This is a genomic window from Klebsiella sp. K-Nf6, from assembly GCF_002806655.1.
Lineage (GTDB): Bacteria > Pseudomonadota > Gammaproteobacteria > Enterobacterales > Enterobacteriaceae > Klebsiella > Klebsiella variicola.
Genome location: NZ_PIBN01000001.1, coordinates 431,819 through 457,906 on the forward strand (window position 1 = coordinate 431,819; position 26,088 = coordinate 457,906).

Consider the following 26,088-nt stretch of genomic DNA (forward strand, 5'->3'; position numbering starts at 1 on the left):
CGTTCATGTCGAAGAGAAAAGAAGACCGTCAGCAACAGATCCTGCGCGAACTGGCTGAGACCCCGACCCTGCGGATTGGGGATATGGCGCGCACCCACGGTGTCTCTACCGAAACCATCCGTCGCGATCTCGACGAACTTACCCGCCGGGGCGTACTGAACCGAACTTACGGCGGCGCGGTGCGGGCCATGAACAGTGAACCGACGGTCACGGAGCGCCACCAGCTGTTTACCGAAGAGCGCGAGCGCATCGCCCGGGACGCCGTCCATTGTATGCGCGAGGGCAAAATATTTATGATCGGCTCCGGCGCCACCACGGTACATGTTGCCCGCCGGATGGCCAGCGAGCTGCGGGATATTACGGTCATCACCCACGCCTTCGGCGTCGCAACGGTGCTGTCGATGAATCCAACCATCCGGGTGATCGTCGCTCCCGGGGAGTACTGCGCTACCGAAGGGGCAATGACCGGTGCGCAGACGCTTCAGTTCCTCAATCAGTTCACGGCGGACTATACGTTACTGGGGGCCAGCGGTATCGCCGCCGATGGGCCAAGCGAGGCGTTAATCGACAGCGGAACGGTTTACCGGGCGATGATCCAGCGCGCCGCGAAGAGCATTGTCGTCGCCGACCACTCGAAGTTCGACCTCACTTACCCCTACCACTACGCGGGCTGGTCGGGCATCAGCCGTTTAATTACTGACCAGCCCCTGCCCGACCATCTCGCTACCGTACTCGGCCGGGAAAAGGTGGTCGTGGCGCGTGGTCATGCCGCTCCTGAACAGCAGTGACCCGCGCCGGTAAGTTTACCCTTTGGCGAAATTGGCCTGGATCCGCTGCTGCAGATAATCCTCGGCGCTGATGGGCGGGTACTTTCTCTGCGGCCCGAGGATCTCGACATCTTTATTGGCCTGGCAGAAAAACGCCAGGCTGTAGCGCGGCCCCTGATATTCGTGCGGCAGCGGGTTTCTCACCCGGTGGAAGTTAGACGGCAGCTGGTCGTCGCTCCAGCGCATCAGCATATCGCCGATATTGCAGGTGATCACCTCCTCCCGCGGTTCAATGCTGGTCCACTGCTGGCTTTCGCGGTCTTTACCGGGACAAACCTGCAGGCCGCCCTGACCGGGGCGCTGGAACAGCAGCGTCAGGCAGTCAAAATCGGTGTGCGCGCCGGCCCGCCACATCCCCTGCTGCGACTGCTCGGTCGCATAGTAATGCAGCATACGCAAGGTGCTCTGGTAGGTGTCTCGCTGCGGATCGTGCGCGGTGGTGAAAAACGATTCCGGAAAACCGAGCTTCAAAGCAAAGCAGGAGAGGATCTTCATCCCCAACTGCCAGCACTGCGATTCAAACCCGAGCATCGTCTGCTGGAATGCTGGCAACTCCCGATCGCTGGGCCAGCGCCCGGCCATCAGCGGCCGGGTGATCTGATACGACTCTTTTTGATCCGGCGTGCGGGTCGATGGCCGAACCTGCGCTTTGCTTTCCCAGCCGGCGTTGCCGGCCAGCGGATACTGGCGCTTCACCTCGTCGGGCAGGTCGAAAAACGCCTCGGTCATGCTGAACGCCTGACGGATATCCGCCAGCGGGATACCATGGTGGCTGACCTGGAAGAAGCCAATCTCCACCGCCGCCTCCCACAGTTGTTCGGCAATGTCATTTTTTCTTTCGGCAAAGTTCGACAGGTCGATACAGCGCACTTCGCGGGCGAAGGTCTCTTCGCCCTGGGCGCCCATCAGCGCCTCTTTTTCCAGTTCCTGTAAGGCGTAGCGTTGATTCTGGGTGGTTGAGGTCATCGTCATTATCCTGTTATCAGTTAAACAGCGGCGCGCTGTTGGAGGGTACGGACGGCCGCCAGCGCGTCGTGGCGCATCGCGTCAAGGTCGAGACCGGGAATGGCGTCATCTTCCACGATGGGCCGGCCATTCAGCAGCAGCGCCTTCAGCGCGGCGCGCCCACCGCAGGCCACCGGCCCAATAGCCATATCATGCAGGCCGAAGTAGCGCGGATCGTCCAGCCGGTAAATGGCGAGGTCCGCCTGCATGCCGACCTGCAGGGTGCCGCTCTGCGCTAAGCCAAGGATCTGCGCGCCGCCGGCGCTGCCCCAGCGCACCACATCCTCCACCGTGGCCGCATCGGCCCCGCCCTCAAAGGTGCCCCCGGCGTAGCGCGGCTGCGCCAGCATCCCCTTGCGCGCGCGCTGCAGCAGCCATGCGGCATGGGCTTCGCTTTGCATATCCGCCGCTTCATTCGAGGCGGCGCCGTCCACTCCCAGCGAGACCGGAACCCCGGCCTGCTCCAGCGCCAGCAGATCGGCGATGCCGCTGCCCAGCCGGCCGTTGCTTTGCGGGCAGTGAGCAATGCCGGTTCCGGTGCGGCCCAGCAGGGCAATCTCCTCCGGCAGCAGCTTCACCAGATGGGCAAACCACACGTCATTTCCCAGCCAGTCGTGCTCCGCGCAGAACTGCACCGGCGTCATGGCGAATTTCTGCCGCGCGGCGTCGAGATAATCGACGGTTTCCGATAAATGGCTGTGCAACCGGATCCCCAGCTGGCGGGCCAGCTTCGCCATCTCCCGCAGCTGGGCGCCCGGCGCGGAGTGCAGTATGGTAGTGGGCGCCATCACCACCCGGCGCAGAGAATCGGGCCGGGGGTCGTGATAGCGGCTGACCAGCCGTTCGACATCCGCCATATAGCCGTCGAAGGTTTCCGGACGCAGCGCCACCGGCAGATCCTGCTCCACCGCCCGGCCCTGGGTCGCCCCACCCCGGCACAGGACGATACGCATCCCCAGCGCTTCCCCTTCGCTGAAGACAATCTCCGAGGTATCGAAGGGCATATCCGGCCAGTACAGGTAGTTGTGATCCGCCACGCTGGCGCAGCCCGAGCGCAGAAGCTCCACCAGACCAATGCGCACCGCCAGACGAAAAGTGTGTTCATCGAAGGCCGCGCGAAAGCGGTACGGCGTGGCGCTCAGCCAGGCCGTCAGGCTCTGGTTCAGCCCCTGCGGCTCGCCCTTCAGCAGCGACTGAAAAAGATGGTGGTGCGTGTTCACCCACGCCGGATAGATCACGCAGTCGCGGGCATCAATCAGTCGCTCTTCCGGCAGCGGGGTCAGGCTGCCGATGGCCGCAATCTTGCCGTCGCGGATGCGAATATCCGGCCCGGCCAGCCGCGCCGCCTCTCCGGGCAAGCCGCTGAGGATGGCATGGGCATTTTTAATCATTAATGACATGACGTTGCTCCTCAGGGTTTAACCTGCATGGCCTGGACAAATTCGGTGGTGTAGGCCTGTTTCCAGTCGGTGGCCGCCGCCAGCAGACCAGTACTGACCATAAAATCGCGGGTCTTCTGCCAGCGCGCGTCGGTCATCGTGCCCCAGCCCTGGCTGGCGGCATCCCCGCCGTCGATCAGGTGATGCTCACGGATCTGGGTCACGCCCCAGGCGAGCAGATCGTCGGTCATTTTCGGATTGTCCTGCTTAATCAGCGCATTTCCCGGCGCCGGATTGTTGAGGTAGCTCACCCAACCCTCCATCGAGGCGCGGACGAACTTCGCCATCGCCGCTTTACGCTCGGCGATGGTATCCGGGCGGGCGATGAGAATGCCGCCGTAGGGGGGATAGCCGTGTTCGGAAAAGAGGAAGAAGTTCGCCTTCACCCCAGCCTTCTGCACCTGGAACACCTCGGAGCTGACATAGGCCTGCTGGGCGACAGCGTCATCGACGACAAAGGGTTGAATATTGAAGGTATAGGGGCGAACCTGCGCGTCGCTCAGCTGATATTGCGCCTTCAGCCACGGCCACCACGTCGCCTGACCAGAGCTGGAGACCAGAAGCGTTTTGTCTTTCAGCCCCTGCAGGGAGGTGACATCGGCATGGGTCAGCAGCCCCTGGGGATCGTACTGAAAGGGCGCGGCAATGGCTTTCGCCTGGAAGCCGCGCTGAATGCCTTCCAGCAGTTGCAGATCGTAGCCGATGATCACATCGGCCCGCTTCGACAACAGCAACTGCATGCCGTTGACCTGCGGTCCGCCGGAGCGGATCTCGACGTCGAGACCGTATTTTTTGTACAGCCCAGTGGCCTGAGCCTGATAATAACCGCCCTGCTCCGCTTGAGCGTACCAGGAGGTCAGCAGAACGATTTTCTCCTCGGCCTGAACGGCCAGCGAGACACCGCCGAGAGCCATCAGGCCCAGCCAGCGAAAGCCCCGGGGAAGGCGTGCACGACTTTTCATTATCCCTCTCCTCTTCATGCCGGGAGAGGGGCGAGCAAACCACGGCTCAGCCTCCCATCCCGGTCAACATTGAACCGCGACATGGTGACTGAGCAATGTCCCGTATGGATAACCCGTACTGACCGCTTCTACTCACACTCAGTTATACAAAAACAATGCCAGATTTGATTGCCCCGCGAGCGGCCGCGAGAAATCGCCTGCGCCGCCGCCCCTGGGCATGCAACCTTTGATTCATGCACACAAAAAAAGCACCATCATGGTGCGTTAATGAATGATTTTAGTGCCTGCCCGGTCTCTCACAGCTGACTAAAGAGCATCTCCAGCTGGTTCAACATCATCGAGGCGGCGAGGGAAAGCTGGCGGGCGGGCGAGACGCACAGCGCCAGCGTGAAAGGCTTAAGCTGCGGATCGGTTAGCGGTACAAACGCCAGCTGGCCGGACTCGATCTCATCGAGAATATCCAGCCGACACAGGATGCCGATGCCCATCTGCTCTTTGATCAGGGTGCGGATCATGTGAATGTTGTTCGACACCGCCACCTCCTTCACCTCGTTGCCGCTGATGTTCACCAGCGCCTCCACCGGCTCGCTGATCATCAATGGGGCGGACGGCAGGATAAACGGGTAGTCGATGCACTGACTAAAGCGCACGGCGCTGCGGCTGGCCAGCGGATGGCCGGTCGGCACTACGATACCCATATTCATCTCGGCAAACGCCCGCACCTGCAGTTCGCGGGAGGTCTGGGGATTGAGCATGATGCCGAAATCCGCCTCGCCGGAGATCAGCGCCTGCTGAATGTGGATATTGTTCATGGTGGTCAATGTAAAAGAGATGTTGGGATAATGTTTATGCACCTCTTTGAGCATCGTCGAAAAAAAATGCCGGTTAATGGCATCGATGGTAGCGATACGCACATGCCCCCGCCGCAACCCTCGCAGGTCATCCAGCTGCTCGCAGACCCGGGTAAAGTCCTTTTTCCAGTTATTGGCCGCGTGCAGGAGCAGCTCCCCGGCGGCGGTCAGCCGCAGCCCGGTGGGATGGCGCTCGAAGAGCGGCATCGCCAGCTCCTGTTCCACGCGCAAAATCTGACGGTCGATGGAAGACGCCGACACATGCAACGCCTCTGACGCTTTACGAAACGATCCCTGACGGGCCACTTCGGTGAAATAGAGCAGAAATCGGGAGAAGGCAAACATGGTTTGGGTGCTCTCTTTTTTGCAACGGGTTGTGCGAATCAAAGCTCTGGACGCAACAGTTTTATCACAATACCGTAGCATTCATAGCGGAGAAACGATCGTTTCACCCATTTTCTTGCACGCCGGACAGTTTACCGCGAAGGGGGAGTTATCTCTTCGCCGACCCTGGCCGCCCTGCAGACAGCGGAATGAGGGAGAGTAAACGTTAATGCACAGCCACGATCTTATTTCGGTCTCGGTCGGGGAAATACGCCCCAACGGACAGGGAAATCTATCCGTAATATTGCAGGCGGCGGCCGGGGAAATATTACCGGCCTACTCTGCCGGGGCGCATATCGATATTATTATTCCCGGCGTTGGCCCACGGCAGTATTCCCTGTGCGGCATGCCTGACCGCGGCAAAGACTATGAAGTTTGCGTCAGGCTGGCTGACACCTCCACCGGCGGCTCACGCTATATGCACCAGCAGCTCAAAGCCGGCGATCGGCTCTCCATTTCGCCTCCGCGCAACCATTTTCCCCTGCCGCAGGCCGGGCGCTACCTGCTGTTTGCCGGCGGTATCGGCATCACGCCTTTGCTGGCGATGGCTGAAGCGATTGCCGCCAGAAAGGGGGCGCTGGAGCTGCATTATTATGTCGCCAGCGCGCGCCAGACGGCCTTCTCCCCGCGCCTGACCCAGCTGGCTGCGGGCGGCACGGTGGCGATCCACTGTAGCGAGGAAGGCGCGTCGTTTCGCCAGCGGATCCCCGCCTGCTTAACCACGCCCGATCCTGAAACCACAGTGGTCGCCTGCGGCCCGGAGGGTTTTATTCAGCGACTGCAGTCGGTCATGGAGGAATATCGCTGGTCGCCGTCGCAATTCGTCTTCGAGCGTTTTACTCCCGCGACGGAAAATAATACTGCGGCGAAAAATGCGTTTTATATTGAGCTGGCCTCCAGCGGGCAGCGCCTGCAGGTCGCCGCGGATCAAACCATTGCTCAGGTATTACAGCACGCCGGCGTGGAGGTGATGCTCTCCTGCGAACAGGGAATGTGCGGGTCGTGTATTACCGGGGTCCTCGACGGGATCCCCGAACACCGGGACAGCGTGCTGACGGCGGAAGAGAAAGCGGGCAACGACCAGATCACGCTCTGCTGTTCGCGGGCGAAATCGCCGGTTCTGGTTTTGGATCTGTGAGGAGACTGACGATGACGTTCCCCTCCTCTTCCGCGCCGCTCGCCGGTATCAGCCGCGCCCGACTCCCGGCCTGGGCGCTGCCCGACGGCTGGCCGACGCAGGCCAACGGTGAACCGCTGCTGGCGGACCTGACCTTTCGCGACGGCCGGATTGCCGCATTGACCCCGACCGACCAGCCGACTCCCGGCCTGTGGGACCTGGCGGGGGCCCTGACGCTCCCCGGCCTGGTGGAACCTCATGCCCATCTGGACAAGACCTTTACCATTGAACGCTGCCGTCCGGCGCAGGCCGGGCTGCTGGCGGCGATCCACGCCATGCACGAGGATCGCCAGCACTGGACCAGGGCGGATATTCAACGTCGGGCGTCCGCCGCGCTGGCCCGGGCGGCAGAAAATGGCGTGACCCATTTGCGTAGCCATATCGACTGGTTTACCACCGACGCACCGGACGCCTGGCAGGAGATCGCCCGCCTCGACACCGTCGGCATCACCCTGGAGCGGGTGGCGCTGGTCCCGCTGACCCTGTTTCGCGATCCGGCGGACGCCGGGGCCATTGCCCGAATGGTCGCCACCAGCGGGGAGCGCTGCCTGCTGGGCGGCTTCATCCACTCCTCCAACTGGGACGCCGCCGCCATGGCAAACCTGCTGCGTAGCGCGGCCCGCTGGGAGCTGGATCTGGATTTGCATATTGATGAGGAGCTCAGCGAGGTGTCTCAGGGGCTGACCTGGCTGGCGGACCATCTCTCCCGCCACCCTTTTCCCGGGCATATCTGCTGCAGCCACGGCTGCGCGCTGGCCGCCGGCAGCGACGAACAGGCGGCGCCGATCCTGCGCCAGCTGGCGGCGCACGGGGTCACCCTTATCGCTCTGCCGATGACCAACCTGCTGCTGCAGGATGCGACGTTCGGTCGCACGCCGCGCCAGCGGGGGATCACCCTGCTGCACGAGGCGCAGGCCGCCGGCGTGGCCACCCTGCTCGGCTGCGACAACGTACAGGATGCCTTCTGCCCGGCGGGGAGCTATGACCCGCTGGACACCCTGGCCTGCGGCCTGTTCAGCACCCAGCTCAGCGAGCTGTTCGATCGGCAATCGCGGCTGATCTGCGATCGCGCGGCGTTAACCGGTTCGCCGGCAGACGCGGCGCCCTTTGCCATCGGCGCGGCGGCCAGCGTGGTGATTTTCCCGGGTAGCGACCGTTTTACCTGGCCTTTAAACAGCGCCGCCCGTCTGGTGGTTAACCACGGCAGGTTAACCCACCGGCGCGTGTGGCAAGAGGAGATGGCACATGAGTCTTGAAACAGGCGCGGGGGCGCCGCTGGCGCGGTATGCCGCCTGGCGCAGAGCCGGTGATTTTATTTTTCTCTCCGGCATTATTCCGGTCAATCCCCTGACCGGCACCATCGTCAACGGCTTTCAGGATGTGCCTGAGCCGGTGCGAGAGCTGCTGGGGGCGACCGGCGAATTTTCGACCGATGCGAAACAGGGCCCGATCCTCGCCCAGAGCTGGTACGTACTGGAAAGCATCCGCCGCACCGTGGAGTCCGCGGGAGGGCAGATGAGCGACGTTATCAAGCTGGTGCAGTACTTTCGCAACCTTGACCATTTTCCCTATTACAGCCGGGTCAGGAAGCTGTTTTATCCCGACCAGCCGCCTGTTTCCACCGTGGTCCAGGTCAGCGAAATGCTGCCCGACGCCACGGTATTGATTGAAGTTGAAGCAACCGTCTGGTTACCCCCGTCATTTAACTCCGAGGCTCCGCGATGATTAACGGTTACATTCCTGCAGCGCGCTTTCTCCCTTTTCTGAGCTGGACGGACGTGGCCGCCCTGCCGGATAAAAGCAACACGGTTATCGTCCTCCCCACCGGGGCGATCGAACAGCACGGTCCGCATCTGCCCTGCTCGGTGGACAGCGTGATATCTTCCGGCGTGGCGGGCCATGCCCTTGCCCGGCTACCGGCAGCGATCCCGGCCTACGCCATCCCGCCGATCACCTACGGTAAGTCAGAGGAGCATCTGCATTTTCCCGGCACCCTGACCCTCAGCGGCGATACGCTGCTGCATACCGTGCTGGAGATCGCCGAATCCCTCTATCGGGCCGGTTTTCGCAAGCTGCTGATGATCAACGGCCACGGCGGCCAGCCGCAGATCCTGCAGATAGCCAGCCGGGAAATGCGCCTGCGCCACGGGGATTTCATCGCCATCTCCCACGACGTGTTCAACGTGCCCAACTGCGAAAAACAGTTTCTCAGCCCGCATGAACAACGGATGGCGATGCACGCCGGGCATAGCGAAACGGCGCTGATGCTGGCGCTGGCCCCGGAGTGCGTTCATATGGAACGGGCCGTCGCCAACTTCCCGCCGGAATTCCCCTGCCCAACCCTGTCGAAAGGCCATCCGGCGGCGGCGTGGGCGTCCTATGACTTTGGCCCCAGCGGGGTGATTGGCGACCCGACCCCGGCGACGCGGGAGCAAGGCGAAGGGCTTCTCGACTCCCTCGCCGCCAGCTGGGCGCAAGCGATCATCGAGATCCACCGCATGGCCTGGGTCGAACGTCACGAACCGACCTGGGGCAAACAGCACTGGCACGGCTTTGTGCAGTCCCTCCCCCCCTCTTTCGCTGCTGAATCCAAGGAGCCCTGATGAATACCAGATCGACGCCCGTTTTTACCCTGCTGACCGTGGCCGCCCTCGCCACCTCAGCCTCCGGCTTCGCGGCGGAGAAGTTTACGTTTCTCACCAACTGGTATGCCCAGGCCGAGCACGGCGGGTTTTACCAGGCCCAGGCCACCGGGCTGTATCAGCACGCCGGTCTCGATGTCGAGATTAAAATGGGCGGTCCGCAGATCAACGTCATGCAGTTGATGGCGGCCGGTCAGGCGGATTGTACCCTTGGCGACAACGGTCAGGCGCTGGAGACCTGGCAGGCCGGGGTACATGCGGTGACCGTCGCCACCGTGTTCCAGCACTCGCCGACGGTGTTTATCACCCATGATAAAGTGGAGAACCCGGCGGAGCTTAAAGACAAAACCTTCCTGCTCGCCACCGAGGCCTATACCTCTTTCTGGCCGTGGGCGAAGAGCGAGCTGGGTCTGGCTGGCAGCAAAGTGCGCCCCTATACCTTTAACGTCCAGCCGTTCCTCGCCGATAAAAATCTGGTGCAGCAGGGCTACGTGACCTCCGAGCCGTTCTCCGTCGCCAAAGGCGGGCAGCCGTTCTATGTCTATCCGCTCAGCGACTGGGGCTACCCGCCCTACGGCAACTCGATTATCTGTATGGCGGACACCATCCGCAAACGTCCGGCGGCGGTGGCGGCCTTCGTCAAAGCCTCCATGGAGGGCTGGAAAAGTTACCTGCAGGATCCCACCCCCGGCAACAGTCTGATCGGTAAAGCAAATCCACAAATGGGCGCCGAGCAGATCGCCTTTGGTATTGCCCAGATGAAGCAGTACCAGCTGGTAACCGGCGGCGATGCCAAGACCGGCGGCATCGGCATCATCACCGAGCCGCGGCTGAAGAAAACCTGGGACATGCTGGTGAAAAACAAACTGATCGACGCCAGCAAGGTGCCGTTTGAGCAGACTTACACCCTGGAGATGGTCAAAGACGCCGGAGTGATGCCATGAATACCGCCCCGAAACTGACCGTGATGAGCGACACCCGCTTTACGCCCGCCTCTGCCACCCCGGCCATCGAGGTGCTGTCGGCGGAGAAGATCTACAGCAACGGTACCCGGGCGCTGCTGCCCGTTAACCTGACCATCAATCAGGGGGAGTTTATTACCCTGCTCGGCCCGTCCGGCTGCGGGAAGAGTACGCTGCTGAAAATGGTCGCCGGCCTGGTGGAGCCCAGCGACGGCAAGCTGATGCTGTGGCGGCGCGATAGCCGGGAGAAAGCCCAGCATCCGCTCTCGTTCGTCTTCCAGGAAGCCACCCTGATGCCGTGGAGCAGCGTGCGCAATAACGTCAGGTTGCCGCTGGATCTGGCCGGCGTGCCGCGCGCGGAAGGTAATACCCGGGTGAGTGAAGTCCTTGAGCTGGTGGGGCTGGGCAAATTCGCCGACGTCCTGCCGCGCGAACTCTCCGGCGGCATGCAAATGCGCGTCTCCATCGCCCGCGGCCTGGTCACCCGGCCAAAGCTGCTGCTGATGGATGAGCCCTTCGGCGCGCTCGATGAAATTACGCGTAACAAACTCGACAGCGACCTGTTGCGTCTCTGGCAGGAGCAGAACCTGACGGTGGTGTTCGTCACCCACTCGATCCACGAAGCGGTGTTTCTCTCACAGCGGGTGATCATGATGGCGGCCCGTCCCGGACGGGTGGTCGAAGATATCGCCATCCGCGAGCCGTTCCCGCGCAGCGAGGCGTTCCGCGTCAGTCCGGCCTTTTCCCTGTATGCCCGTCAGCTGCAGGACAGTCTGTTGCAGGCCAGCCAGTCCGGCATGGAGTCATAATATGAAAAATACAACCTCAACGCCGTGGGTCCAGCATCCGCGTTTTCTCAAAATTCTCTATCCGACCCTCGTCGCGGTGGCGGTGGTGCTCCTGTGGCAGGGCGCGGTGAGCTATTTTCGCATCCCGGCCTTTCTGGTGCCGTCGCCGCTGGTGATGCTGGAAAGCCTGTGGACACATCTCACGCCGCTGCTGCTGGCGCTGCTGTTCACCCTCAAGATCACCCTGATCTCGTTTCTGCTGTCGATTGTCATTGGCGCCGCGGTGGCGTTTATCCTGGTGCAGAACCGCTTTGTGGAAACCGCCCTGTTTCCCTACATCGTGTTTTTGCAGGTGACGCCGATTGTCGCCATCGCCCCACTGATCATCATCTGGGTGAAGGATGCCACGCTCTCGCTGGTGGCGTGCGCCACCCTGATGGCGGTGTTTCCCATCATCTCCAATACCACTCAGGGCCTGCGCAGCGTCTCCCCCGGCCTGCTGAGCTATTTTCGCCTCAATCACGCCAGCCGCTGGCAAACGCTGGTGCGGCTGCGTATCCCCTCGGCGCTGCCCTATTTCTTCGGCGCGCTGCGTATTTCCAGTGGGCTGTCGCTGATTGGCGCGGTGGTGGCGGAGTTTGTCGCCGGGACCGGCGGGACCAATACCGGTCTGGCCTATCAGATCCTGCAGGCTGGCTACCAGCTGGATATTCCGCTGATGTTTGCCGCGCTGCTGCTGATCTCTCTCGCCGGGATCGCTCTGTTTGGCGTGATGTCCTGGGTTTCGCGCCGGGCGCTCAGCGCCTGGCATGAAAGCGAAGCCGTGCAATCTCATTAATGTTTTGCTGACGAACAGGAAGAAAAATGATGACTGATGAGCAGCGTCAACACGCGGTCGCGGCGATCCAGCAGGCACTCCCGACGCTGGAGTGGACCTTACAGCCGGCGAAGATCAAACGGCTTTCCCGCGATTTTCACTGGTTCAGTCCGGTACTCACTGAGCAACTGGCGGGGAAACAGGCGGACGCGGTGGTTCGCCCACGCGACGAAGAGGAGCTGCGCCAGCTGGTCGCCGCCTGCGCGCAGCACCAGCTGCCGCTGACCCTGCGCGGCAGCGCCACCGGCAACTATGGCCAACTGGTCCCCCTCGAAGGCGGGCTGCTGGTCGATATGACCGGACTCAACCAGATCGTCGCCCTCGGCAACGGCACGGTACGCGCCCAGGCCGGCATTCGTCTGGCAGACATCGAAACCGCCGCCCGCCCAACGGGATGGGAGCTGCGCTGCATGCCGTCGACCTACCGCCTGGCGAGCCTGGGCGGCCTCTACGGCGGCGGGTTCGGCGGCATCGGCTCCATCAACTATGGGCCGCTGGCGGCGCCCGGCAATGTGCTCAGCGTCAAAGTGATGACCGTCGAGCCGGTCCCCCGCGTACTGACCGTCCCGGCTCCCGAAGCGCTGCTGCTGCATCACGCCTACGGCACCAACGGCATTATCCTGGAGGTTGAGCTGGCGCTGGCGCCCGTGCACCAGTGGATAGAACGCCTGGACGTGTTTGACGATTTCGCCGATGCGCTGAACTATGCCAACGCCTGCGTCCGCTCGCCGGGGCTGGTGAAACGTCAGGTCGCGCTACTGGCCACGCCGATCGCCGACTACTTTAGCCACCTCAACGATCGTTACCGCACCGGGCAGCATGCGGTTATCAGCCTGATCGCCGAGGAGAGCGAAGGACTCTGCGCCAACCTGTTACAGCGCCATCGCGGGTGCAACGCCATCCGTCAGGCCAGCGACGAGGCCCGGACGCAAAACGCCTCGTTAATGGAATACTGCTGGAACCACACCACCCTGCATGCGCTCAAGGTGGACAATACGCTGACTTATCTGCAGACGGCGTTTGATCCGCTGCGCTATCCGCAGCAAATTTTACAGATGGAGCAGCACTTCGCCGGGGAGGTGATTTCCCATATTGAATTCCTGCGCGATATCGAGGGCAATGTCACCGCCAGCGGTCTGCAACTGGTGCGCTATACCACGCCCGCGCGGCTCAACGCCATCATGCAGATATTTCGCGACAACGACGTCAAGATTAACAACCCCCACGTACTGCAGGTTGAGGACGGCAAACAGGGCGTGATTCGCCCCGACGTCGTGGCGGTGAAACAGTCTCTCGACCCGGCGGGATTGCTTAACCCCGGCAAGCTGCGCGGCTGGGCGCTGCGCGACCAGCTGGAGCTGGACAGCAACCCGCTGGCACTGGCCACCCGCGAAACCCCCACGACCTGAGCGCCCCATTGCGGGGCGCGCTAACCGGTCGCTGGCCCGCTTCTCTTCCTCCTGCCCGCGCGGCGAGTTTTTTTACGCCACTCATTCATATGAATGAGTGGCGTCTCTGTTTCCTCCGTTATACTCATCAAAAAAGCGACGATAAATTTATTATCGCGGGTTAATTCCGCGGTTCAGTTTTCGTGCCGGATTAAATAGTTATTCCGAACACGCTCTGGTGGATTGTTTATTACGCGTCCGACAAAAAATGACCGTAAAATGAGTCGACATGAATTTGCCCCTATGAATTAAGCACATGATAAAAACGTTGTAAATTATTTTTATTCAACACAGCAATAGTGAGGATAATATGAGCGATGCTATTTCTTCGCAACTTGAAAACATCATTACGATGCTGATCGCCATCAGTATCGCCTCGGAAAGACTGGTAGAGATAATCAAAGGGTATTGTCCCTGGCTTAATCTGGAAAATCAGGATCCGGTCATCGAAGGACGACGCAAATCTGCCCTGCAGATATTAGCGGTGGTTGCCGGTATTCTGACGGCGTTTTTGACCCAACCTTTCGTCGCCGGCAGTTTCTCGGCCATTAAACATCCGGACCTGATGACATTATGTATTGGCCTGATGGCAAGCGGCGGATCGGCGTTCTGGAACGTCATTCTTAATTATCTGTTGCAAGTGAAAAACCTGAAAAAGCAACAAGTCAGCAGCGTAAAAGCAGACCCAGTAGCGGATCCAGTCGCCGATCCTGCCCCCCCTTCTCCGGTTCATCAGGACGTGGTTCATGGCGCAGAGCCGGTCAGCTCAAACCCCTGTTTCAATCCGGAGGGTAAATAACATGGTATGGCGTGTCGCAAAGAGTCTGCTGATACTCAGAGATCAGATTAATCAATATGCTCCGCATCGCAACAAGGACAGCGATGGCACCATTGGTGATGAACATCATGCCCACACCAACTCGGATCATAATCCGCAGGTGATAGATGGAAATATTGGTGTGGTAACGGCTATCGATATTACCCACGATCCTCAACATAAATGTGATGCTCAGGTGATTGTCGATGCGTTGGTCGCCAGCAAAGACAAACGAATTAAATATATTATCTGGAACAAACGGATCATTAGCGCTTCTGTCCAGCCTTGGGTATGGCGGGATTACCATGGCGTCAGCCCGCACGATAAACATTTCCACTTATCCGTGGTGCCGGTGAAAGCGCTGTACGATGACACCTTACCGTGGCTGTTATTTAATCCATTTAAATAATGAGCTAATTTTTCCGATTACCGTGAGGCTAACATGACTCAACAAACTGAACTTGAGAAAATAAAAGCGGCCCTCAACGCCATCGAGGAACTCGAAAAGATTGCCAGTACAGCGCAGCCGGCCGATATTAAAAATTTTTGTGTGGAATATAACACCACCTGGAAAAAGAAAGTGGATACTCTGCTGGCGCTGATTGATGAACCCATCAGTTCGCTGTTAGTTAAACTGGTGCCTTACTTACCCACGCTGCTGGTGATTATTAACATGCTGAAGGCGGGCGTTGAGCAATATTGTCAACTGCATCTCGCGGAGGAGCCTCCCGTAGATAAATAATTGCCACCCATCCGGCCAGGGCCTGCTCAGGCACTGGCCTCTTACCCAATCCCCCATCTGGCCACGTTTCTCTCAGCCCAACGCCGACCTTATCCTGCGCCGGACAGTCCCGCCATATGGACGATAAGCCCTACTGCGGCGGCGGCGGCCAGTACCCAGGTCAGCTTCCACTTATAGCGAAACAGCAGCCCGGCGGCGCCCAGGGCAATGGCTGCGGACCACGGGTCGAAACCGGACGGTCCCCAGACGCTATGCCAGATAAAAAACAGCGCCAGATTCAGGATAACGCCCACCACCGCGGCGGTGATGGCGGTCAACGGCGCGGTAAATCCCACCTTATTATGGGTCGTTTCAATAAACGGCCCACCGGCGAGAATAAAGATGAACGAGGGCAAAAAGGTAAACCATGTCACCAGGCACGCCGCCGCGATGCCCCCCAGCAGCACATCATCGACGCCCAACACCGCTTTGGTGTAGCCGCCGACAAACCCGACAAAGGTCACCACCATGATCAACGGTCCGGGGGTCGATTCCCCAAGGGCGAGGCCGTCCATCATCTGCCCTGCCGTCAGCCAGCCATAGTGGGTCACCGCCCCCTGGTAAACATAAGGTAAGACGGCATATGCCCCGCCAAAGGTCATCAGCGCGGCTTTGGTAAAGAACCAGCTCATCTGGGTCAGCGGATGCGCCCAGCCCAACATTAGCGTCAGAGCGGCCATCGGCACCAGCCACAGCAGCATCCCGGCGATCAGCACCTGGGAGGTACGCCGCCAGCTGAAAATGGCATGGGCCGGGATCGGCGTCGTGTCATCAATGATGGCGGCTCCGCCAGGGTGACTCTGCGCACGGTGGGCGTCCGCTTTGCCGAATATCGCCGGCGCCAGCCGTCCGCCGATAAAACCCACTAGTGCCGCGGCGAGGACGATCAGCGGAAAAGGAACGTTCAGCGCAAAAATAGCGACAAAAGCAGCGGCAGCGATGGCCCAGTAGGCGCCATTTTTCAGCGCCCGCGAGCCGATGCGGTGCGCCGCCTGCAATACTATCGCCGCCACGGCGGGTTTGATGCCATAAAAAATCCCCGCCACCACCGCGACATCCCCCCAGACGAGATAGATCCACGCCAGGACAATAAGCAACAGCAGAGAGGGCAAAATAAACAGCACCCCGGCGATGACGCCTCCCCAGGTTTTATGCATCAGCCAGCCGATATAGGTCGCCAGCTGCTGGGCCTCCGGGCCGGGCAGGACCATACAAAAATTGAGCGCATGCAGGAATCGCCCTTCCGATATCCAGCGTCGGTTATCCACCAGCTCCTGGTGCATCATGGCGATCTGCCCGGCAGGCCCGCCGAAGCTGATGAAGCCAAGCTTGAGCCAAAAGCGAAATGCCTGCCAGAAGGAGACGGAAGCGACGACGGAAGGACTGTCAGTCTGCGGAAGAACGACCGTTTTGCTCATGATTGCCAGACCTCATTTCACAGGACCTCAGTAAGCCGTCGAACAGCGAGCAAGCTGTCGCCAGCAGTTGGTCATCGTCCGTAATGGTTTCCCGCAGCCCTGCAAGAACACTCTCCACGCCCGCCGCCTCCGGGGTCGGTACCCCACCGACGTCCAGGAAGTGGATCAACCGCCCCAGACTGTCGGGGATCACCGCCTCCAGCGCAAAACGCCGGACCAGTACTTCAAAGGTCACCAGCGTGCCGACATGGCTGAATGGCGCGCCGTCAAAATCAAAACCGACCGCCGTCGCCGGACAGGTCTCGGGCGCGGCCAGCCACAGGAACCGCGCCTCGTCGTCAATAAAGCGCCGGATAAGCCAGGCGCTGGCCAGACGATCGACCCACGGGCGTCGGCGGGTGGCCCACAGCCGGCCGCGAAAGGCGCCTCTGTCCAGCAGGCTCAGTTCGCCCGCCACCGACTGCGGCTCGTCCGGCGATAGCCGCTGATTAATGACCTGCTCGATAGTGGCCAGTCGCTCAGCGGCTTGCTCCCGGGCGGCCCCCGGAAAGAAATCAATGGCCTCGATCCGTCGGTAGTCACGCTGAATTTTACGCAGCTGTTTCAGCTGAGCCGCCAGTTCGTCGTTGGATAACGTCCCCTGCAGCGCCTGCAGATCCTGCAACAGCGCGTCGTACTGTTCGCGGCGATCGAATAGCGGCCTGAGCGCCTCTTCTTCCGCCGCCTCAATCGTGAAAACATACCCGGCCCCCCCTTCCGCGCGGATCGCCTGGCAGGTGCTGAGGAAAGTGTCATAGCCCTGGCGCACGTCGGGTAGCAGATAGACCCCATCGCGCAGGACCGCCGCCCCGCTCTGCTTCAGGGTTCGCCAGACACGCATGCGCAGCGTGGCTTGAGACGTCGTCAGGTTAAGGATCAAGAGATGCATTGTCATGTTGTAGAGATTACTACAGCATGTAGCGTCTGTGACGTTTTTACGTGCACGGGGTTAGATGAACTTCAGCAATGCATAGCTGAAAAAAGCAAAAGACGGCCTGCGCAGCGGCAGGCCAGGCGCTAAGCGCGGGGTGGGGATAAGGGGCGCAGCAGCAGCAGGGTCAACAACGCCACCGCAACCGGGACCAGGGAGCCCCACAGCACGGCGTTCCAGCCGAAGGCGTTGAGCAGAACCCCGGAGGAAAACGACCCCACGATCATTACGCCGAAGACCAGAAAATCGTTGAGCGACTGAACCTGGGTCTTCTCTTCCGGGCGGTGGAAATCGATGATTTTCGCCGAAGCCCCGGTGAAGCCAAAGTTCCAGCCGATGCCGAGCAAAATCAGCGACAGCCAGTAATGATACACGCCGAGACCGCTCAGGCCGACCGCCACCGACGCGGCGGTGATCAGCAATCCCGCAGCCGCCATTCGCACTGCGCCGAAGCGCTGGATCAGCCGGCCGGTGAAAAATCCCGGGCCGTACATCGCCATCACATGCCACTGGATCCCGAGGTTAGCGGCCTGCTGGGAAAGGCCGTGCATATGCATGGAGAGCGGCGCGGCGGTCATCAGAAAATTCATCACCATATAGGCCACCGCACCGCTGAATACCGTAGTGGCAAAACCCGGCTGGCGGACAATCTCGCGCAGCGGCCGCCCACCGCGCACGCTGGCCGCGGTGGGCTCCGCCGGCGTCACCCCTCTCAACAGAAAGGCGGCCAGCACTGCAACCAGCGCCTGAGCGAGGAAGGTGACGGCGAAGGTATGTGCCGGCCAGAGGTGCATGGTGCCGGTGACCAGCATCGGGCCAATGATCCCGGCGGCCACGCCGCCGCCCATCACGAGCGACAGCGCGCGAGCGCGACGCGCCGGGGCGACGCCGTCGGTGGCGGCAAAACGAAAACTGAGCGCCACGGCGGCATAGGCGCCGCCAAGCATCGCGGCGAGACAAAACAGCAGAAAAGAATTCAGCACTACCGCCAGCGCGGCCGTCAGTCCGGTCACCACCCCGGCGCCAGTGCCGAGCCTGAACGCCGCTTTGCGGCCCCGCGTTCGCGCCAGCGCGCCGAAAGGCAGAATGGAGGCCGCCATCCCCAGCACAAACAGGGTGATCGGCAGCGTGGCCAGCGACGGGCTGGGGGCAATCGCGTTACCCACAATCGCGCCGGTGGCGTAGAAGACCACCGAGTTGGCGCCGGCCAGCGCCTGAGCGGCAGCCAGGCGAAGGATATTTTTGTTCTGCACCGCCAGCGGCAGCATGTGTTCTGTAGACATCCGTTGTTTTCACCGGTTTGAGAGTGGCGCCAGGCTGGCCGTCTGGCATCGCGCCCTGCTTGTTGGGTTCCCTGACCGTTACCTTAGCCGCAAAATGCGCTTTTGCACCATAGCGAATCGCAATATCACCCGGCGATCTGGCCCCTCTTCTGCGTCAGATCGCCGGGCCGGGCTTCGCCGCCCGTTTTATTCCGGGGATCCGTCGCGCCGCGCGGCGGCAAATTTCGCCGCGATCATCGCGGCCGTCGGCTGGACGCCCCCCAGACTCCACTGCTCCGGGTCATGTTCGTCAATGCGGATCCAGACGGACTGGCGGAACTGCGGATCGCCCTGCCCCTCAATCTCCACCAGCAGATCGGTCATCCGTCGCAGCAGTTCACTTTTCTGTTCCGCGGTCATGATCCCTTTAATGGTTTGCACGTTAACAAATGGCACGCTATTCTCCTTAGCATCTAGGTCTAAAATTCAAACTCAGAGTAGAAGGTCATTCTCGCGATGTCAAAAAATAAATCACTGCCCTACCTCGACCCGGCGCTGTGCGGCCTGGCGGAAGGGGCGAAAATCCTCGGCGACCGTTGGGTGCTGTTGATCCTCCGCGAAGCGTTTTACGGCGTGACGCGCTTTGAAACGATGCTGTCGCACACCCATATCACCCGCCAGACGCTCACCACCCGGTTAAAAACCATGACCGAAACGGGATTGCTCAGCAAAGTGCCTTACCGGGAAGCCGGCTCCCGCGAACGGTATGAATATGTTCTGACCGATAAAAGCCGTAGCCTGGCGCTGGTGCTGTTCGCCCTGATGGAATGGGGCCACCAGCACGTGCTGCACAGCGCGCCGCATATTGCATTGGTGGACAGCGCCAGTGGCGAGGCCGTCCATCCGGGGTTTATTACTGCCAGCGGCACCGTGGCGAGCCCCGCCGCCCTGCAGATCGTCAAAGCCGGGGAGGTTGATCCTCCTGAGGCGTGACCCTGACAAGGTCGCGGTTGCGCCGCTACAGAACTTTCGTACGCCTCTGGCGAAAGCCGCCGCAAGCGGGTATGTTGCATAGCCACGGTACCCGACGAGCGCGGGACATTTTTGTTTCATCGAACTGTGCGATAAAGGATGAAGGCATCCGGTAACCACGACCCGGCCATTCCGACGCGCAGATCGTGCATGCTAAAGGTAGAAAATGTCGCTTCGTTCTCTGCGGGCTTTATGTCTGACCAGCTTTTTTATTGCCGACGTGCGCGACGGCCTCGGCCCGTTTCTGGGGATCTTTCTCACCCAGCGTCACTGGCAGGCGGAGGACATTGGCCTGCTGATGTCCGTCGGCGGTATCGCCGGCCTGCTGGCGACCCTGCCCGCCGGCTTCATCACCGACAGCTCGCGGCATAAGCGCTTGCTGCTGGCCGGGGTTTGCCTGGTGATCACCCTCACCACCCTGTTGCTCTGGTTTAGTCAGAAGACCAGCGTGGTCGGCCTCTCGCAAGTCGCCAGCGGCATCTGCGCGGCCTTTGTCGGACCGCTGATCGCCGGGATTACCCTCGGTCTTGCCAGACAGCGCGGCTTTAGCGCCCAGATGGGGAAAAACGAAGCCTTCAACCACGCGGGGAATTTTTTCACCGCGCTAATGGCCGGGGCTATCGCCTGGTACTGGGGCATCGGCGGCATTTTCATTCTGATGGCCTGTACCACGCTGCTTACCCTGGTCGCCCTGCTGGCGATCCGCGGCGGCGATATAGACGATGACGCCGCCCGGGGCATCGAAGCGGCATCCGCGCCCTCCCTGCCGGGGTTTGCCATCCTGTTCCGCCATACGCCGCTGCTGATCGCCGGCGTGACCCTGATGCTGTTCCATCTCGCCAATGCCGCGCTGTTGCCGATGCTGAGCATGCGGATCGCCGCCGCGCCCGGACACCTCAATCCCGGACTGTTTGCTGCCGCCACGGTGATTATTTCGCAGGTGGTGATGATCCCGGTGGCCATCCGGGTCGCCGGCAGCATCGACAAATACGGTTACTGGCGATGCATCCTGCTGGCGCTGCTGATCATGCCCATCCGCGCGGCGCTGGCGGCGTCCAGCGACGCCCCGGCGATGATGGTCCCGGTGCAAATTCTTGATGGCCTGGCGGCAGGGATTTTGGGGGTGGCGGTGCCCAGCTTTATCGTCTCGCTGCTGCGCGGCAGCGGGCACGTTAACGCCGGACAGAGCGTGGTGATGCTGATGCAGGGCGCCGGGGCGGCAATGAGTCCGGCGTTAACCGGGTCTATCGCCGGGCACTACTCCTATGCCACCGCCTTCGGCGTGCTGAGCGTTATCGCGATTGTCGCCCTGATAGTATGGTGGCGCAGCGCTCCACTGCTCACCGCCTCCGCGTCACCGCCAATCTGCGAGAGCGGGCAGTAACCTACGGCAGAGCGACCTGGGGAAAGAGGAAATCGCCAGCCGGACAGCAGCCCCCTGCAGCCCGGCTGGCGTATGAGAGGCGTTAATTCACCCGTGCTCGCAACGTAATGTGCTGCAGGGCGTTCGCCATATCGAGCTGAATCAACTCCTTGACACCTTCGCGCTTAATAAACTGGCTGCGGTGCTTACTTTTCACCTCTTCAATACTTTTTTTGATCTCTTGCGCCGGTAATTTATACCAGCCGCGAGCCTGTTTCTCACCACCCATTTCCAGCCACAGCGATGAATAACTGGCTTTCACCAGATCGCTTTTCACGTGGTAATCGGAATCGATCGCGTAGACGGTGGTGATGCTGAAATAACGCAGGAAACCATACAGCACGCTCATGATGATATTTTTCGGCCGCGTGCCATGCAGCTCTTTAGTCAGCACCTTCACTTCGTCATTGGTGATATCTTTCCCGCCCTGGATGCCGCCAATATAGGCGCGGCCATCATCGGTACAGGAAAAACAGACGCTATAGACGCGCCGGTCACCGAGAAACAGCTGCAGCATCAGCTCCCCCTCCTCCTGAAACGGCGACGCCAACAGCTTAACGTCAAGATTATCGCCATTTTTCAAAGGAATAGAGAACATCGCGCGACCAAAATCCGCCACATTGTACAGCTGCGGCAAGACATCAGGGTGAAACGTTTTCTCAATAAAATTCAGTGAACCGTGGGCAATATCCAGCTTGCGTCGTTTTGACAGCCGTTTATTGAGATACGCCTTAAATGGTTTATCCTCGAAAGGCACCAGCCCTTTGGTTACGGCTGTCAACCGCGCGCACTGATATTTTGCACAAAGTTCTTGATATTCTCTGTATTTACCTCCTGCGAGCGAGAGCTCTCTGCATTTTCGTAAAATTTTTTTATAGTTTATTTTGACCTGACCGATCACTTTATTATGTTTACGCCATTCTTTGATGGCGCCTGCAACAGTATGTTCCATTGATTAAGATCCATAGATTCATCCATAATCGCGGGCATATTAACATAAAAGCTTTTCGTCAACGCTTAATTACTCCTTCGTTGTCCTTTCATTTAATATATACACAGGAAATCATTCTGCCTGGTGATTAATAAAGCCAACGCCAGTCTGTCAACGGTTATTTATGGTAGGGGAAGCCTGGCGCTCAGCGACTTAACGCTCTGTGCGTTCGGCGCGGAGAGCGGCTACATCCGCTGGCGGTTTTGCCCTATACTTGACGCTGATTAAAAACCAGCAACGATAGGTAACTTATGGAAATTGATCTCGACAACCTGGTCTTCAGCGGCCTGGATGAAGCAGAAGAACGCAACGCGGAGCGTCTGGAAGAAGCGGACAAAAAAGCGCAGGCGATCGTTGCCGATGACGATTGCGGCGACGCCTGCAAAATCTGATTGTCAAACCGGCCAGCAGGCCGGTTTTTTTTGCCCCTCCCGCCTGCTCAGGTCGGCAAGAACCCTTTCAGCGTATCCAGCAGCGCCTGCGCCGCCTTTGACAGCGGCATATGCCCGGCATGGATCGCGCCGACGCATTTCTCAATCGGCGGATCGCTGAGCGGGATGCAGACGGCCCCCAGGGAGGTCATCTGCGTTTTACACAGCGCCGGTACCGCGCTGCCCCCCAGGCCGCTGGCCACCATTCTTCCCACCGTCACCAGCTGGTGACTCTCCAGCGCCACGTCCAGCTGGCGACCGCTGCACGCCAGCGCCTCCTCCAGCATCAAGCGTACCGCCGAGGGACGCTGAAGGGTAATAAAATCGAGGGTCAACAGCTCCTGCCAGGTGAGCTGCTTTTTCTTCGCCAGCGGCGATTGCCGGGGAACGATCGCCACGAAGCGGTCCACCGCCAGCGGGGTAAACAGCAGGTTGTGGGTGGGCGATGGCTCGAAGGCAATGCCCATCTCCACTCGCCCCTCGCGCACCATCTCGATCACCTGCTCATTAATCACGTCATGCACCGTGACGTTCACGCCGGCATAGCGGTCGCGAAAGGCCTTCAGCGCCTCCGGCAGGACGTTGGCGGCAAACGACGGCATCGCGGCCACCGAAATTTTACCCCGCTGCAGGGTAAAGCTCTGACGCATGGCCTCCTCGACGTTATCCCAGTCGGCCAGCAGTTGACGGGCCATCGGCAGAAAGAGTTCCCCCTCCTGGGTAAGGGTCACTTTGCGGGTGCTGCGCTGCAGCAGCGCGCCACCCAGCGCCTCCTCCAACCCCTTGATGGTCAAACTGAGGGCTGGCTGCGACAAATTGAGCCTTTCGCTGGCGTGGGCGAAATTCAGAGTGTGAGCTACCGCTAAAAACGCGCGTAACTGTTTGACACTCATTCTCATTTTTCTTCCTGTTAACTAATTGAAAAAAATTAGTTAACAGGAAATTAATTAAAATTCCAAATGAGTGGGTCACAAATTCAAAATTATCAAATCAGTCTCCAGCGCCAATGATAAGGCTATCGCAAGGCAGGAGAGACAAGATGGCAGGACTGGATAAACGCGTCGCCAGCTATGAAGCGGCGCTGGAAGGGTTAACGGACGGCATGACGCTGCTTGCTGGCGGTTTCGGCCTGTGCGGCATTCCCGAGAACTTGATCGCCGAGGTGCAGCGTCGCCAGGTGCAGGGGCTGACAGTGGTCTCCAATAACTGCGGCGTCGACGGCTTCGGTCTCGGTATGCTGCTGGAGTCACGCCAGATCAGCAAGGTGGTGGCCTCTTACGTCGGGGAGAACGCGCTGTTTGAACAGCTGGTGCTGAGCGGCGAGCTGGCGGTTGAGCTCACCCCGCAGGGAACGCTGGCCGAAAAAATTCGCGCCGGCGGCGCCGGGATCCCCGGTTTTTACACCGCCACCGGCTATGGCACCCCGGTCGCCGAAGGCAAAGAGGTGCGCCAGTTCGACGGCAGGCACTACATCCTTGAAGAGGCGATCCGCGGCGATTTCGCGCTGGTCAAAGGCTGGAAAGCCGACTGGTACGGCAATGTGGTTTATCGCCATACCGCGCAGAATTTCAACCCGCTGATGGCCACCGCCGGGCGTATTACGGTGGTGGAGGTGGAAGAGATTGTGCCGCCGGGCGAACTGCCGCCCTCCGCCATCCACACCCCGGGGATCTATGTCGACCGACTGATCGTCGGGCAATTTGAAAAACGTATTGAACAGCGCACCCTGCGCGCCGGAGGGCACTGAGATGCTGACCCGTGAACAAATGGCGATGCGCGTCGCCCAGGAGCTGCGCGACGGCGACTACGTCAACCTCGGGATCGGTATCCCGACGCTGGTGGCCAATTACATTCCCGCCGGTATTGAGGTGATGCTCCAGTCGGAGAACGGCCTGCTGGGGATGGGCGAATTTCCCGACGAAGCCACAATCGACGCCGACATGATTAACGCCGGCAAGCAGACCGTCACCGCGCAAACCGGGGCGGCCATCTTCGACTCCGCCCAGTCGTTCGCCATGATCCGCGGCGGTCACGTCGACCTGACCGTTCTTGGCGCCTTTGAGGTCGACGTCGCCGGCAACATCGCCTCATGGATGATCCCTGGAAAAATGGTCAAGGGGATGGGCGGCGCCATGGACCTGGTGGCCGGCGCGCAGAACATCATCGTGGTGATGACCCACGCCTCAAAAAACGGTGAATCCAAACTGCTGCCGCAGTGCACTCTGCCGCTCACCGGCGTGGGCTGTATTCGCCGGGTGCTCACCGACCTGGCCCTGCTGGACATTGTCGACGGCGCGTTTGTCCTGCGCGAGGTGGCCCCGGGGGTGAGCCCCGACGAGGTGATGCGTAAAACGGCGGGACGGCTGATCGTGGCCGACGATGTGCGCGAAATGCGCTTCAGCTAAGGAGAGATCATGACCGATATTGCCATTGTTGCTGCAGTACGCACCCCGGTCGGCAGCTTTCGCGGCGCCTTCGCCCCTCTTTCCGCCGTTGACCTCGGCGCCGCGGTGGTACGCAGCCTGCTTGAACGCTGCCCGCCGCCCGCCGCGGCGGTCGACGAACTGATTTTCGGCCAGGTGCTCACCGCCGGCTGCGGGCAGAACCCGGCGCGCCAGACCGCGCTGCGGGCCGGCCTGCCGGTGGACACCCCGGCGGTCACCGTCAATCTGGTGTGCGGCTCCGGGCTGAAAGCGGTTCAGCAGGCGGTGCAGGCGATCCGCTGCGGCGACGCCGAGATCGTCATCGCCGGCGGCCAGGAGAGCATGAGCAATGCCCCCTACCTGATGCACGGCGCCCGCGACGGCCTGCGTTTCGGCCACGCCAGCCTGCAGGACAGCATGATTCTGGACGGCCTGTGGGACGCCTTTAACGACTACCACATGGGCATTACCGCCGAGAACCTCGCCGACGCCTTCGACATCAGCCGCGAGCGGCAGGATGCCTTTGCCGCCGGGTCCCAGCGCAAAGCGGCGGCCGCCATCGCCGCCGGGCGTTTTCGTGAGGAGATCGTCCCGGTCAGCGTCCCGCAGGGCAAAAAGCCGCCGCGTGTCGTGACTGACGACGAGCAACCGCGCCCGGAGACCAGCGAGCAGCAGCTGGCCCAGCTGCGCCCGGCGTTTCGTCCCGCTGACGGCAGCGTCACTGCCGGGAATGCCTCGTCGCTGAACGACGGCGCCGCGGCGGTCCTGCTGATGAGCGTCGATAAAGCGCACGCGCTCGGGCTACCGGTGCTGGCGCGCATTGTCAGCTCAGCGGTCGCCGGGGTCGACCCATCGGTGATGGGCATCGGCCCGGTGAGCGCCTGCCGCAAAGCGCTGCAGCGCGCCGGCTGGACGCTGGACGAGGTGGATCTTATCGAAGCTAACGAGGCTTTTGCCGTCCAGGCGCTGGCCGTCGGTCAGCTGCTTGAGTGGGATAGCGAGAAGGTCAACGTCAACGGCGGTGCCATCGCCCTTGGCCATCCCATCGGCGCCTCCGGCTGCCGGATCCTCGTCAGTCTGGTGCATGAGATGCAGCGCCGGGGCGCCAGCAAAGGGCTGGCAACCCTGTGCGTCGGCGGCGGCCAGGGCATCGCCATGACCCTTCAACGTTAACAGGA

Annotated in this window: 28 protein-coding genes; 18 read left to right on the top strand and 10 right to left on the bottom strand. The window is 60.8% G+C overall.

Annotation, left to right across the window (positions count from 1 at the left end; translation table 11 throughout):
- Positions 1 to 5: 5 nt before the first annotated feature.
- Positions 6 to 788 carry a DeoR/GlpR family DNA-binding transcription regulator gene (locus CWM61_RS02135; protein ID WP_008804576.1) on the top strand — a complete coding sequence of 261 codons (783 nt, stop codon included), beginning with the start codon at positions 6 to 8 and terminating at the stop codon, positions 786 to 788.
- A 15-nt stretch (positions 789 to 803) separates the two neighbouring features.
- On the opposite strand, the gene CWM61_RS02140 is transcribed toward CWM61_RS02135, so the two are convergent.
- The 4 genes from CWM61_RS02140 to CWM61_RS02155 form a co-directional block, all read right to left on the bottom strand.
- Positions 804 to 1,793 carry an isopenicillin N synthase family dioxygenase gene (locus CWM61_RS02140; protein WP_061154339.1) on the bottom strand — a complete coding sequence of 330 codons (990 nt, stop codon included), beginning with the start codon at positions 1,791 to 1,793 and terminating at the stop codon, positions 804 to 806.
- A 20-nt stretch (positions 1,794 to 1,813) separates the two neighbouring features.
- Positions 1,814 to 3,232, bottom strand: coding sequence for an amidohydrolase family protein (locus CWM61_RS02145; protein ID WP_100630609.1), 1,419 nt, complete (start codon positions 3,230 to 3,232; stop codon positions 1,814 to 1,816).
- 11 nt (positions 3,233 to 3,243) lie between these two features.
- The gene (locus tag CWM61_RS02150; RefSeq protein WP_100630610.1) at positions 3,244 to 4,233 is read right to left on the bottom strand and encodes an ABC transporter substrate-binding protein; all 990 of its coding nucleotides are present in this window, start codon (positions 4,231 to 4,233) and stop codon (positions 3,244 to 3,246) included.
- A gap of 296 nt (positions 4,234 to 4,529) precedes the next feature.
- Positions 4,530 to 5,429, bottom strand: a complete 900-nt coding sequence (locus CWM61_RS02155; protein WP_061154336.1) for a LysR family transcriptional regulator — start codon at positions 5,427 to 5,429, stop codon at positions 4,530 to 4,532.
- Positions 5,430 to 5,637: 208 nt separating this feature from the next.
- On the opposite strand from CWM61_RS02155, the gene CWM61_RS02165 reads away from it, so the two are divergent.
- From CWM61_RS02165 to CWM61_RS02215, 11 genes are all read left to right on the top strand, one after another.
- On the top strand, positions 5,638 to 6,606 hold the full coding sequence (locus tag CWM61_RS02165) for a PDR/VanB family oxidoreductase (RefSeq protein WP_074385634.1): 969 nt from the start codon (positions 5,638 to 5,640) through the stop codon (positions 6,604 to 6,606).
- 11 nt (positions 6,607 to 6,617) lie between these two features.
- Positions 6,618 to 7,901 carry an amidohydrolase family protein gene (locus CWM61_RS02170; RefSeq protein WP_100630611.1) on the top strand — a complete coding sequence of 428 codons (1,284 nt, stop codon included), beginning with the start codon at positions 6,618 to 6,620 and terminating at the stop codon, positions 7,899 to 7,901.
- On the top strand, positions 7,891 to 8,370 hold the full coding sequence (locus CWM61_RS02175; RefSeq protein ID WP_100630612.1) for a RidA family protein: 480 nt from the start codon (positions 7,891 to 7,893) through the stop codon (positions 8,368 to 8,370). Before CWM61_RS02170 ends, CWM61_RS02175 begins: the two co-directional genes overlap by 11 nt.
- Complete coding sequence (locus CWM61_RS02180; RefSeq protein ID WP_100630613.1) at positions 8,367 to 9,248, top strand: creatininase family protein; 882 nt, start codon at positions 8,367 to 8,369, stop codon at positions 9,246 to 9,248. Before CWM61_RS02175 ends, CWM61_RS02180 begins: the two co-directional genes overlap by 4 nt.
- Positions 9,248 to 10,231, top strand: coding sequence for an ABC transporter substrate-binding protein (locus CWM61_RS02185; RefSeq protein WP_061154331.1), 984 nt, complete (start codon positions 9,248 to 9,250; stop codon positions 10,229 to 10,231). The genes CWM61_RS02180 and CWM61_RS02185 overlap by 1 nt, the downstream gene beginning before the upstream one ends.
- Complete coding sequence (locus CWM61_RS02190) at positions 10,228 to 11,058, top strand: ABC transporter ATP-binding protein (RefSeq protein WP_004175785.1); 831 nt, start codon at positions 10,228 to 10,230, stop codon at positions 11,056 to 11,058. The genes CWM61_RS02185 and CWM61_RS02190 overlap by 4 nt, the downstream gene beginning before the upstream one ends.
- Position 11,059: 1 nt before the next feature.
- Positions 11,060 to 11,875: an ABC transporter permease gene (locus CWM61_RS02195; protein WP_100630614.1), complete on the top strand. Its 816-nt coding sequence runs from the start codon at positions 11,060 to 11,062 to the stop codon at positions 11,873 to 11,875.
- 26 nt (positions 11,876 to 11,901) lie between these two features.
- Positions 11,902 to 13,323, top strand: coding sequence for an FAD-binding oxidoreductase (locus CWM61_RS02200; protein WP_165784115.1), 1,422 nt, complete (start codon positions 11,902 to 11,904; stop codon positions 13,321 to 13,323).
- A gap of 349 nt (positions 13,324 to 13,672) precedes the next feature.
- Complete coding sequence (locus CWM61_RS02205; RefSeq protein WP_100630615.1) at positions 13,673 to 14,161, top strand: hypothetical protein; 489 nt, start codon at positions 13,673 to 13,675, stop codon at positions 14,159 to 14,161.
- Position 14,162: 1 nt separating this feature from the next.
- Positions 14,163 to 14,588 (top strand): hypothetical protein, encoded by a 426-nt coding sequence (locus tag CWM61_RS02210; protein WP_100630616.1) that lies wholly within the window; start codon positions 14,163 to 14,165, stop codon positions 14,586 to 14,588.
- A 33-nt stretch (positions 14,589 to 14,621) separates the two neighbouring features.
- Positions 14,622 to 14,921, top strand: coding sequence for a hypothetical protein (locus CWM61_RS02215; protein WP_100630617.1), 300 nt, complete (start codon positions 14,622 to 14,624; stop codon positions 14,919 to 14,921).
- A gap of 89 nt (positions 14,922 to 15,010) precedes the next feature.
- On the opposite strand, the gene chrA is transcribed toward CWM61_RS02215, so the two are convergent.
- From chrA to CWM61_RS02235, 4 genes are all read right to left on the bottom strand, one after another.
- Complete coding sequence (gene chrA, locus CWM61_RS02220) at positions 15,011 to 16,378, bottom strand: chromate efflux transporter (protein WP_100630618.1); 1,368 nt, start codon at positions 16,376 to 16,378, stop codon at positions 15,011 to 15,013.
- Positions 16,347 to 17,306, bottom strand: coding sequence for a chromate resistance protein ChrB domain-containing protein (locus tag CWM61_RS02225; RefSeq protein WP_100630619.1), 960 nt, complete (start codon positions 17,304 to 17,306; stop codon positions 16,347 to 16,349). Before CWM61_RS02225 ends, chrA begins: the two co-directional genes overlap by 32 nt.
- A 128-nt stretch (positions 17,307 to 17,434) precedes the next feature.
- Positions 17,435 to 18,631, bottom strand: a complete 1,197-nt coding sequence (locus CWM61_RS02230; RefSeq protein WP_227520631.1) for an MFS transporter — start codon at positions 18,629 to 18,631, stop codon at positions 17,435 to 17,437.
- Positions 18,632 to 18,817: 186 nt separating this feature from the next.
- Complete coding sequence (locus CWM61_RS02235; RefSeq protein WP_004175772.1) at positions 18,818 to 19,066, bottom strand: tautomerase family protein; 249 nt, start codon at positions 19,064 to 19,066, stop codon at positions 18,818 to 18,820.
- Between the two features lie 60 nt (positions 19,067 to 19,126).
- Between CWM61_RS02235 and CWM61_RS02240 the strand changes: the two genes are divergently transcribed.
- A complete protein-coding gene (locus CWM61_RS02240; protein ID WP_061154321.1) occupies positions 19,127 to 19,603 on the top strand; it encodes a winged helix-turn-helix transcriptional regulator in 477 nt (158 codons plus the stop codon).
- Between the two features lie 205 nt (positions 19,604 to 19,808).
- Positions 19,809 to 21,026 (top strand): MFS transporter, encoded by a 1,218-nt coding sequence (locus CWM61_RS02245; protein WP_074385622.1) that lies wholly within the window; start codon positions 19,809 to 19,811, stop codon positions 21,024 to 21,026.
- Between the two features lie 82 nt (positions 21,027 to 21,108).
- Here the strand turns inward: CWM61_RS02245 and CWM61_RS02250 are convergent, their stop codons facing one another.
- Positions 21,109 to 22,017, bottom strand: a complete 909-nt coding sequence (locus tag CWM61_RS02250; protein WP_077268379.1) for a DUF535 family protein — start codon at positions 22,015 to 22,017, stop codon at positions 21,109 to 21,111.
- A gap of 290 nt (positions 22,018 to 22,307) precedes the next feature.
- Between CWM61_RS02250 and CWM61_RS02255 the strand changes: the two genes are divergently transcribed.
- A complete protein-coding gene (locus tag CWM61_RS02255; protein WP_002908189.1) occupies positions 22,308 to 22,448 on the top strand; it encodes a hypothetical protein in 141 nt (46 codons plus the stop codon).
- Between the two features lie 47 nt (positions 22,449 to 22,495).
- Here CWM61_RS02255 and CWM61_RS02260 read toward each other — a convergent pair whose 3' ends face one another.
- Positions 22,496 to 23,386, bottom strand: a complete 891-nt coding sequence (locus tag CWM61_RS02260; protein ID WP_165784113.1) for a LysR family transcriptional regulator — start codon at positions 23,384 to 23,386, stop codon at positions 22,496 to 22,498.
- A 140-nt stretch (positions 23,387 to 23,526) separates the two neighbouring features.
- Between CWM61_RS02260 and CWM61_RS02265 the strand changes: the two genes are divergently transcribed.
- The 3 genes from CWM61_RS02265 to CWM61_RS02275 are packed head-to-tail and all read left to right on the top strand — an operon-like array spanning position 23,527 to position 26,083.
- Entirely contained in the window at positions 23,527 to 24,234 is a 708-nt protein-coding gene (locus CWM61_RS02265) for a CoA transferase subunit A (RefSeq protein WP_074385618.1), read from the top strand.
- 1 nt (position 24,235) lies between these two features.
- Positions 24,236 to 24,892, top strand: coding sequence for a CoA transferase subunit B (locus tag CWM61_RS02270; protein WP_012541466.1), 657 nt, complete (start codon positions 24,236 to 24,238; stop codon positions 24,890 to 24,892).
- 9 nt (positions 24,893 to 24,901) lie between these two features.
- On the top strand, positions 24,902 to 26,083 hold the full coding sequence (locus CWM61_RS02275; protein ID WP_100630621.1) for an acetyl-CoA C-acetyltransferase: 1,182 nt from the start codon (positions 24,902 to 24,904) through the stop codon (positions 26,081 to 26,083).
- The last annotated feature ends 5 nt before the right edge of the window (positions 26,084 to 26,088 follow it).

Excerpts from the sequence above, each read along its gene's own strand:
- CWM61_RS02155 (WP_061154336.1), bottom strand. The coding sequence starts at position 5,429 with ATGTTTGCCTTCTCCCGATTTCTGCTCTATTTCACCGAAGTGGCCCGT.
- CWM61_RS02150 (WP_100630610.1), bottom strand. The coding sequence starts at position 4,233 with ATGAAAAGTCGTGCACGCCTTCCCCGGGGCTTTCGCTGGCTGGGCCTG.
- CWM61_RS02230 (WP_227520631.1), bottom strand. The coding sequence starts at position 18,631 with ATGTCTACAGAACACATGCTGCCGCTGGCGGTGCAGAACAAAAATATC.
- CWM61_RS02215 (WP_100630617.1), top strand. The coding sequence starts at position 14,622 with ATGACTCAACAAACTGAACTTGAGAAAATAAAAGCGGCCCTCAACGCC.
- CWM61_RS02250 (WP_077268379.1), bottom strand. The coding sequence starts at position 22,017 with ATGGAACATACTGTTGCAGGCGCCATCAAAGAATGGCGTAAACATAAT.
- CWM61_RS02245 (WP_074385622.1), top strand. The coding sequence starts at position 19,809 with ATGTCGCTTCGTTCTCTGCGGGCTTTATGTCTGACCAGCTTTTTTATT.
- CWM61_RS02140 (WP_061154339.1), bottom strand. The coding sequence starts at position 1,793 with ATGACCTCAACCACCCAGAATCAACGCTACGCCTTACAGGAACTGGAA.
- CWM61_RS02195 (WP_100630614.1), top strand. The coding sequence starts at position 11,060 with ATGAAAAATACAACCTCAACGCCGTGGGTCCAGCATCCGCGTTTTCTC.
- chrA (WP_100630618.1), bottom strand. The coding sequence starts at position 16,378 with ATGAGCAAAACGGTCGTTCTTCCGCAGACTGACAGTCCTTCCGTCGTC.
- CWM61_RS02190 (WP_004175785.1), top strand. The coding sequence starts at position 10,228 with ATGAATACCGCCCCGAAACTGACCGTGATGAGCGACACCCGCTTTACG.
- CWM61_RS02275 (WP_100630621.1), top strand. The coding sequence starts at position 24,902 with ATGACCGATATTGCCATTGTTGCTGCAGTACGCACCCCGGTCGGCAGC.
- CWM61_RS02210 (WP_100630616.1), top strand. The coding sequence starts at position 14,163 with ATGGTATGGCGTGTCGCAAAGAGTCTGCTGATACTCAGAGATCAGATT.
- CWM61_RS02200 (WP_165784115.1), top strand. The coding sequence starts at position 11,902 with ATGATGACTGATGAGCAGCGTCAACACGCGGTCGCGGCGATCCAGCAG.
- CWM61_RS02260 (WP_165784113.1), bottom strand. The coding sequence starts at position 23,386 with ATGAGAATGAGTGTCAAACAGTTACGCGCGTTTTTAGCGGTAGCTCAC.
- CWM61_RS02165 (WP_074385634.1), top strand. The coding sequence starts at position 5,638 with ATGCACAGCCACGATCTTATTTCGGTCTCGGTCGGGGAAATACGCCCC.
- CWM61_RS02265 (WP_074385618.1), top strand. The coding sequence starts at position 23,527 with ATGGCAGGACTGGATAAACGCGTCGCCAGCTATGAAGCGGCGCTGGAA.
- CWM61_RS02180 (WP_100630613.1), top strand. The coding sequence starts at position 8,367 with ATGATTAACGGTTACATTCCTGCAGCGCGCTTTCTCCCTTTTCTGAGC.
- CWM61_RS02225 (WP_100630619.1), bottom strand. The coding sequence starts at position 17,306 with ATGCATCTCTTGATCCTTAACCTGACGACGTCTCAAGCCACGCTGCGC.
- CWM61_RS02255 (WP_002908189.1), top strand. The coding sequence starts at position 22,308 with ATGGAAATTGATCTCGACAACCTGGTCTTCAGCGGCCTGGATGAAGCA.
- CWM61_RS02175 (WP_100630612.1), top strand. The coding sequence starts at position 7,891 with ATGAGTCTTGAAACAGGCGCGGGGGCGCCGCTGGCGCGGTATGCCGCC.
- CWM61_RS02240 (WP_061154321.1), top strand. The coding sequence starts at position 19,127 with ATGTCAAAAAATAAATCACTGCCCTACCTCGACCCGGCGCTGTGCGGC.
- CWM61_RS02270 (WP_012541466.1), top strand. The coding sequence starts at position 24,236 with ATGCTGACCCGTGAACAAATGGCGATGCGCGTCGCCCAGGAGCTGCGC.
- CWM61_RS02135 (WP_008804576.1), top strand. The coding sequence starts at position 6 with ATGTCGAAGAGAAAAGAAGACCGTCAGCAACAGATCCTGCGCGAACTG.
- CWM61_RS02145 (WP_100630609.1), bottom strand. The coding sequence starts at position 3,232 with ATGTCATTAATGATTAAAAATGCCCATGCCATCCTCAGCGGCTTGCCC.
- CWM61_RS02205 (WP_100630615.1), top strand. The coding sequence starts at position 13,673 with ATGAGCGATGCTATTTCTTCGCAACTTGAAAACATCATTACGATGCTG.
- CWM61_RS02185 (WP_061154331.1), top strand. The coding sequence starts at position 9,248 with ATGAATACCAGATCGACGCCCGTTTTTACCCTGCTGACCGTGGCCGCC.
- CWM61_RS02170 (WP_100630611.1), top strand. The coding sequence starts at position 6,618 with ATGACGTTCCCCTCCTCTTCCGCGCCGCTCGCCGGTATCAGCCGCGCC.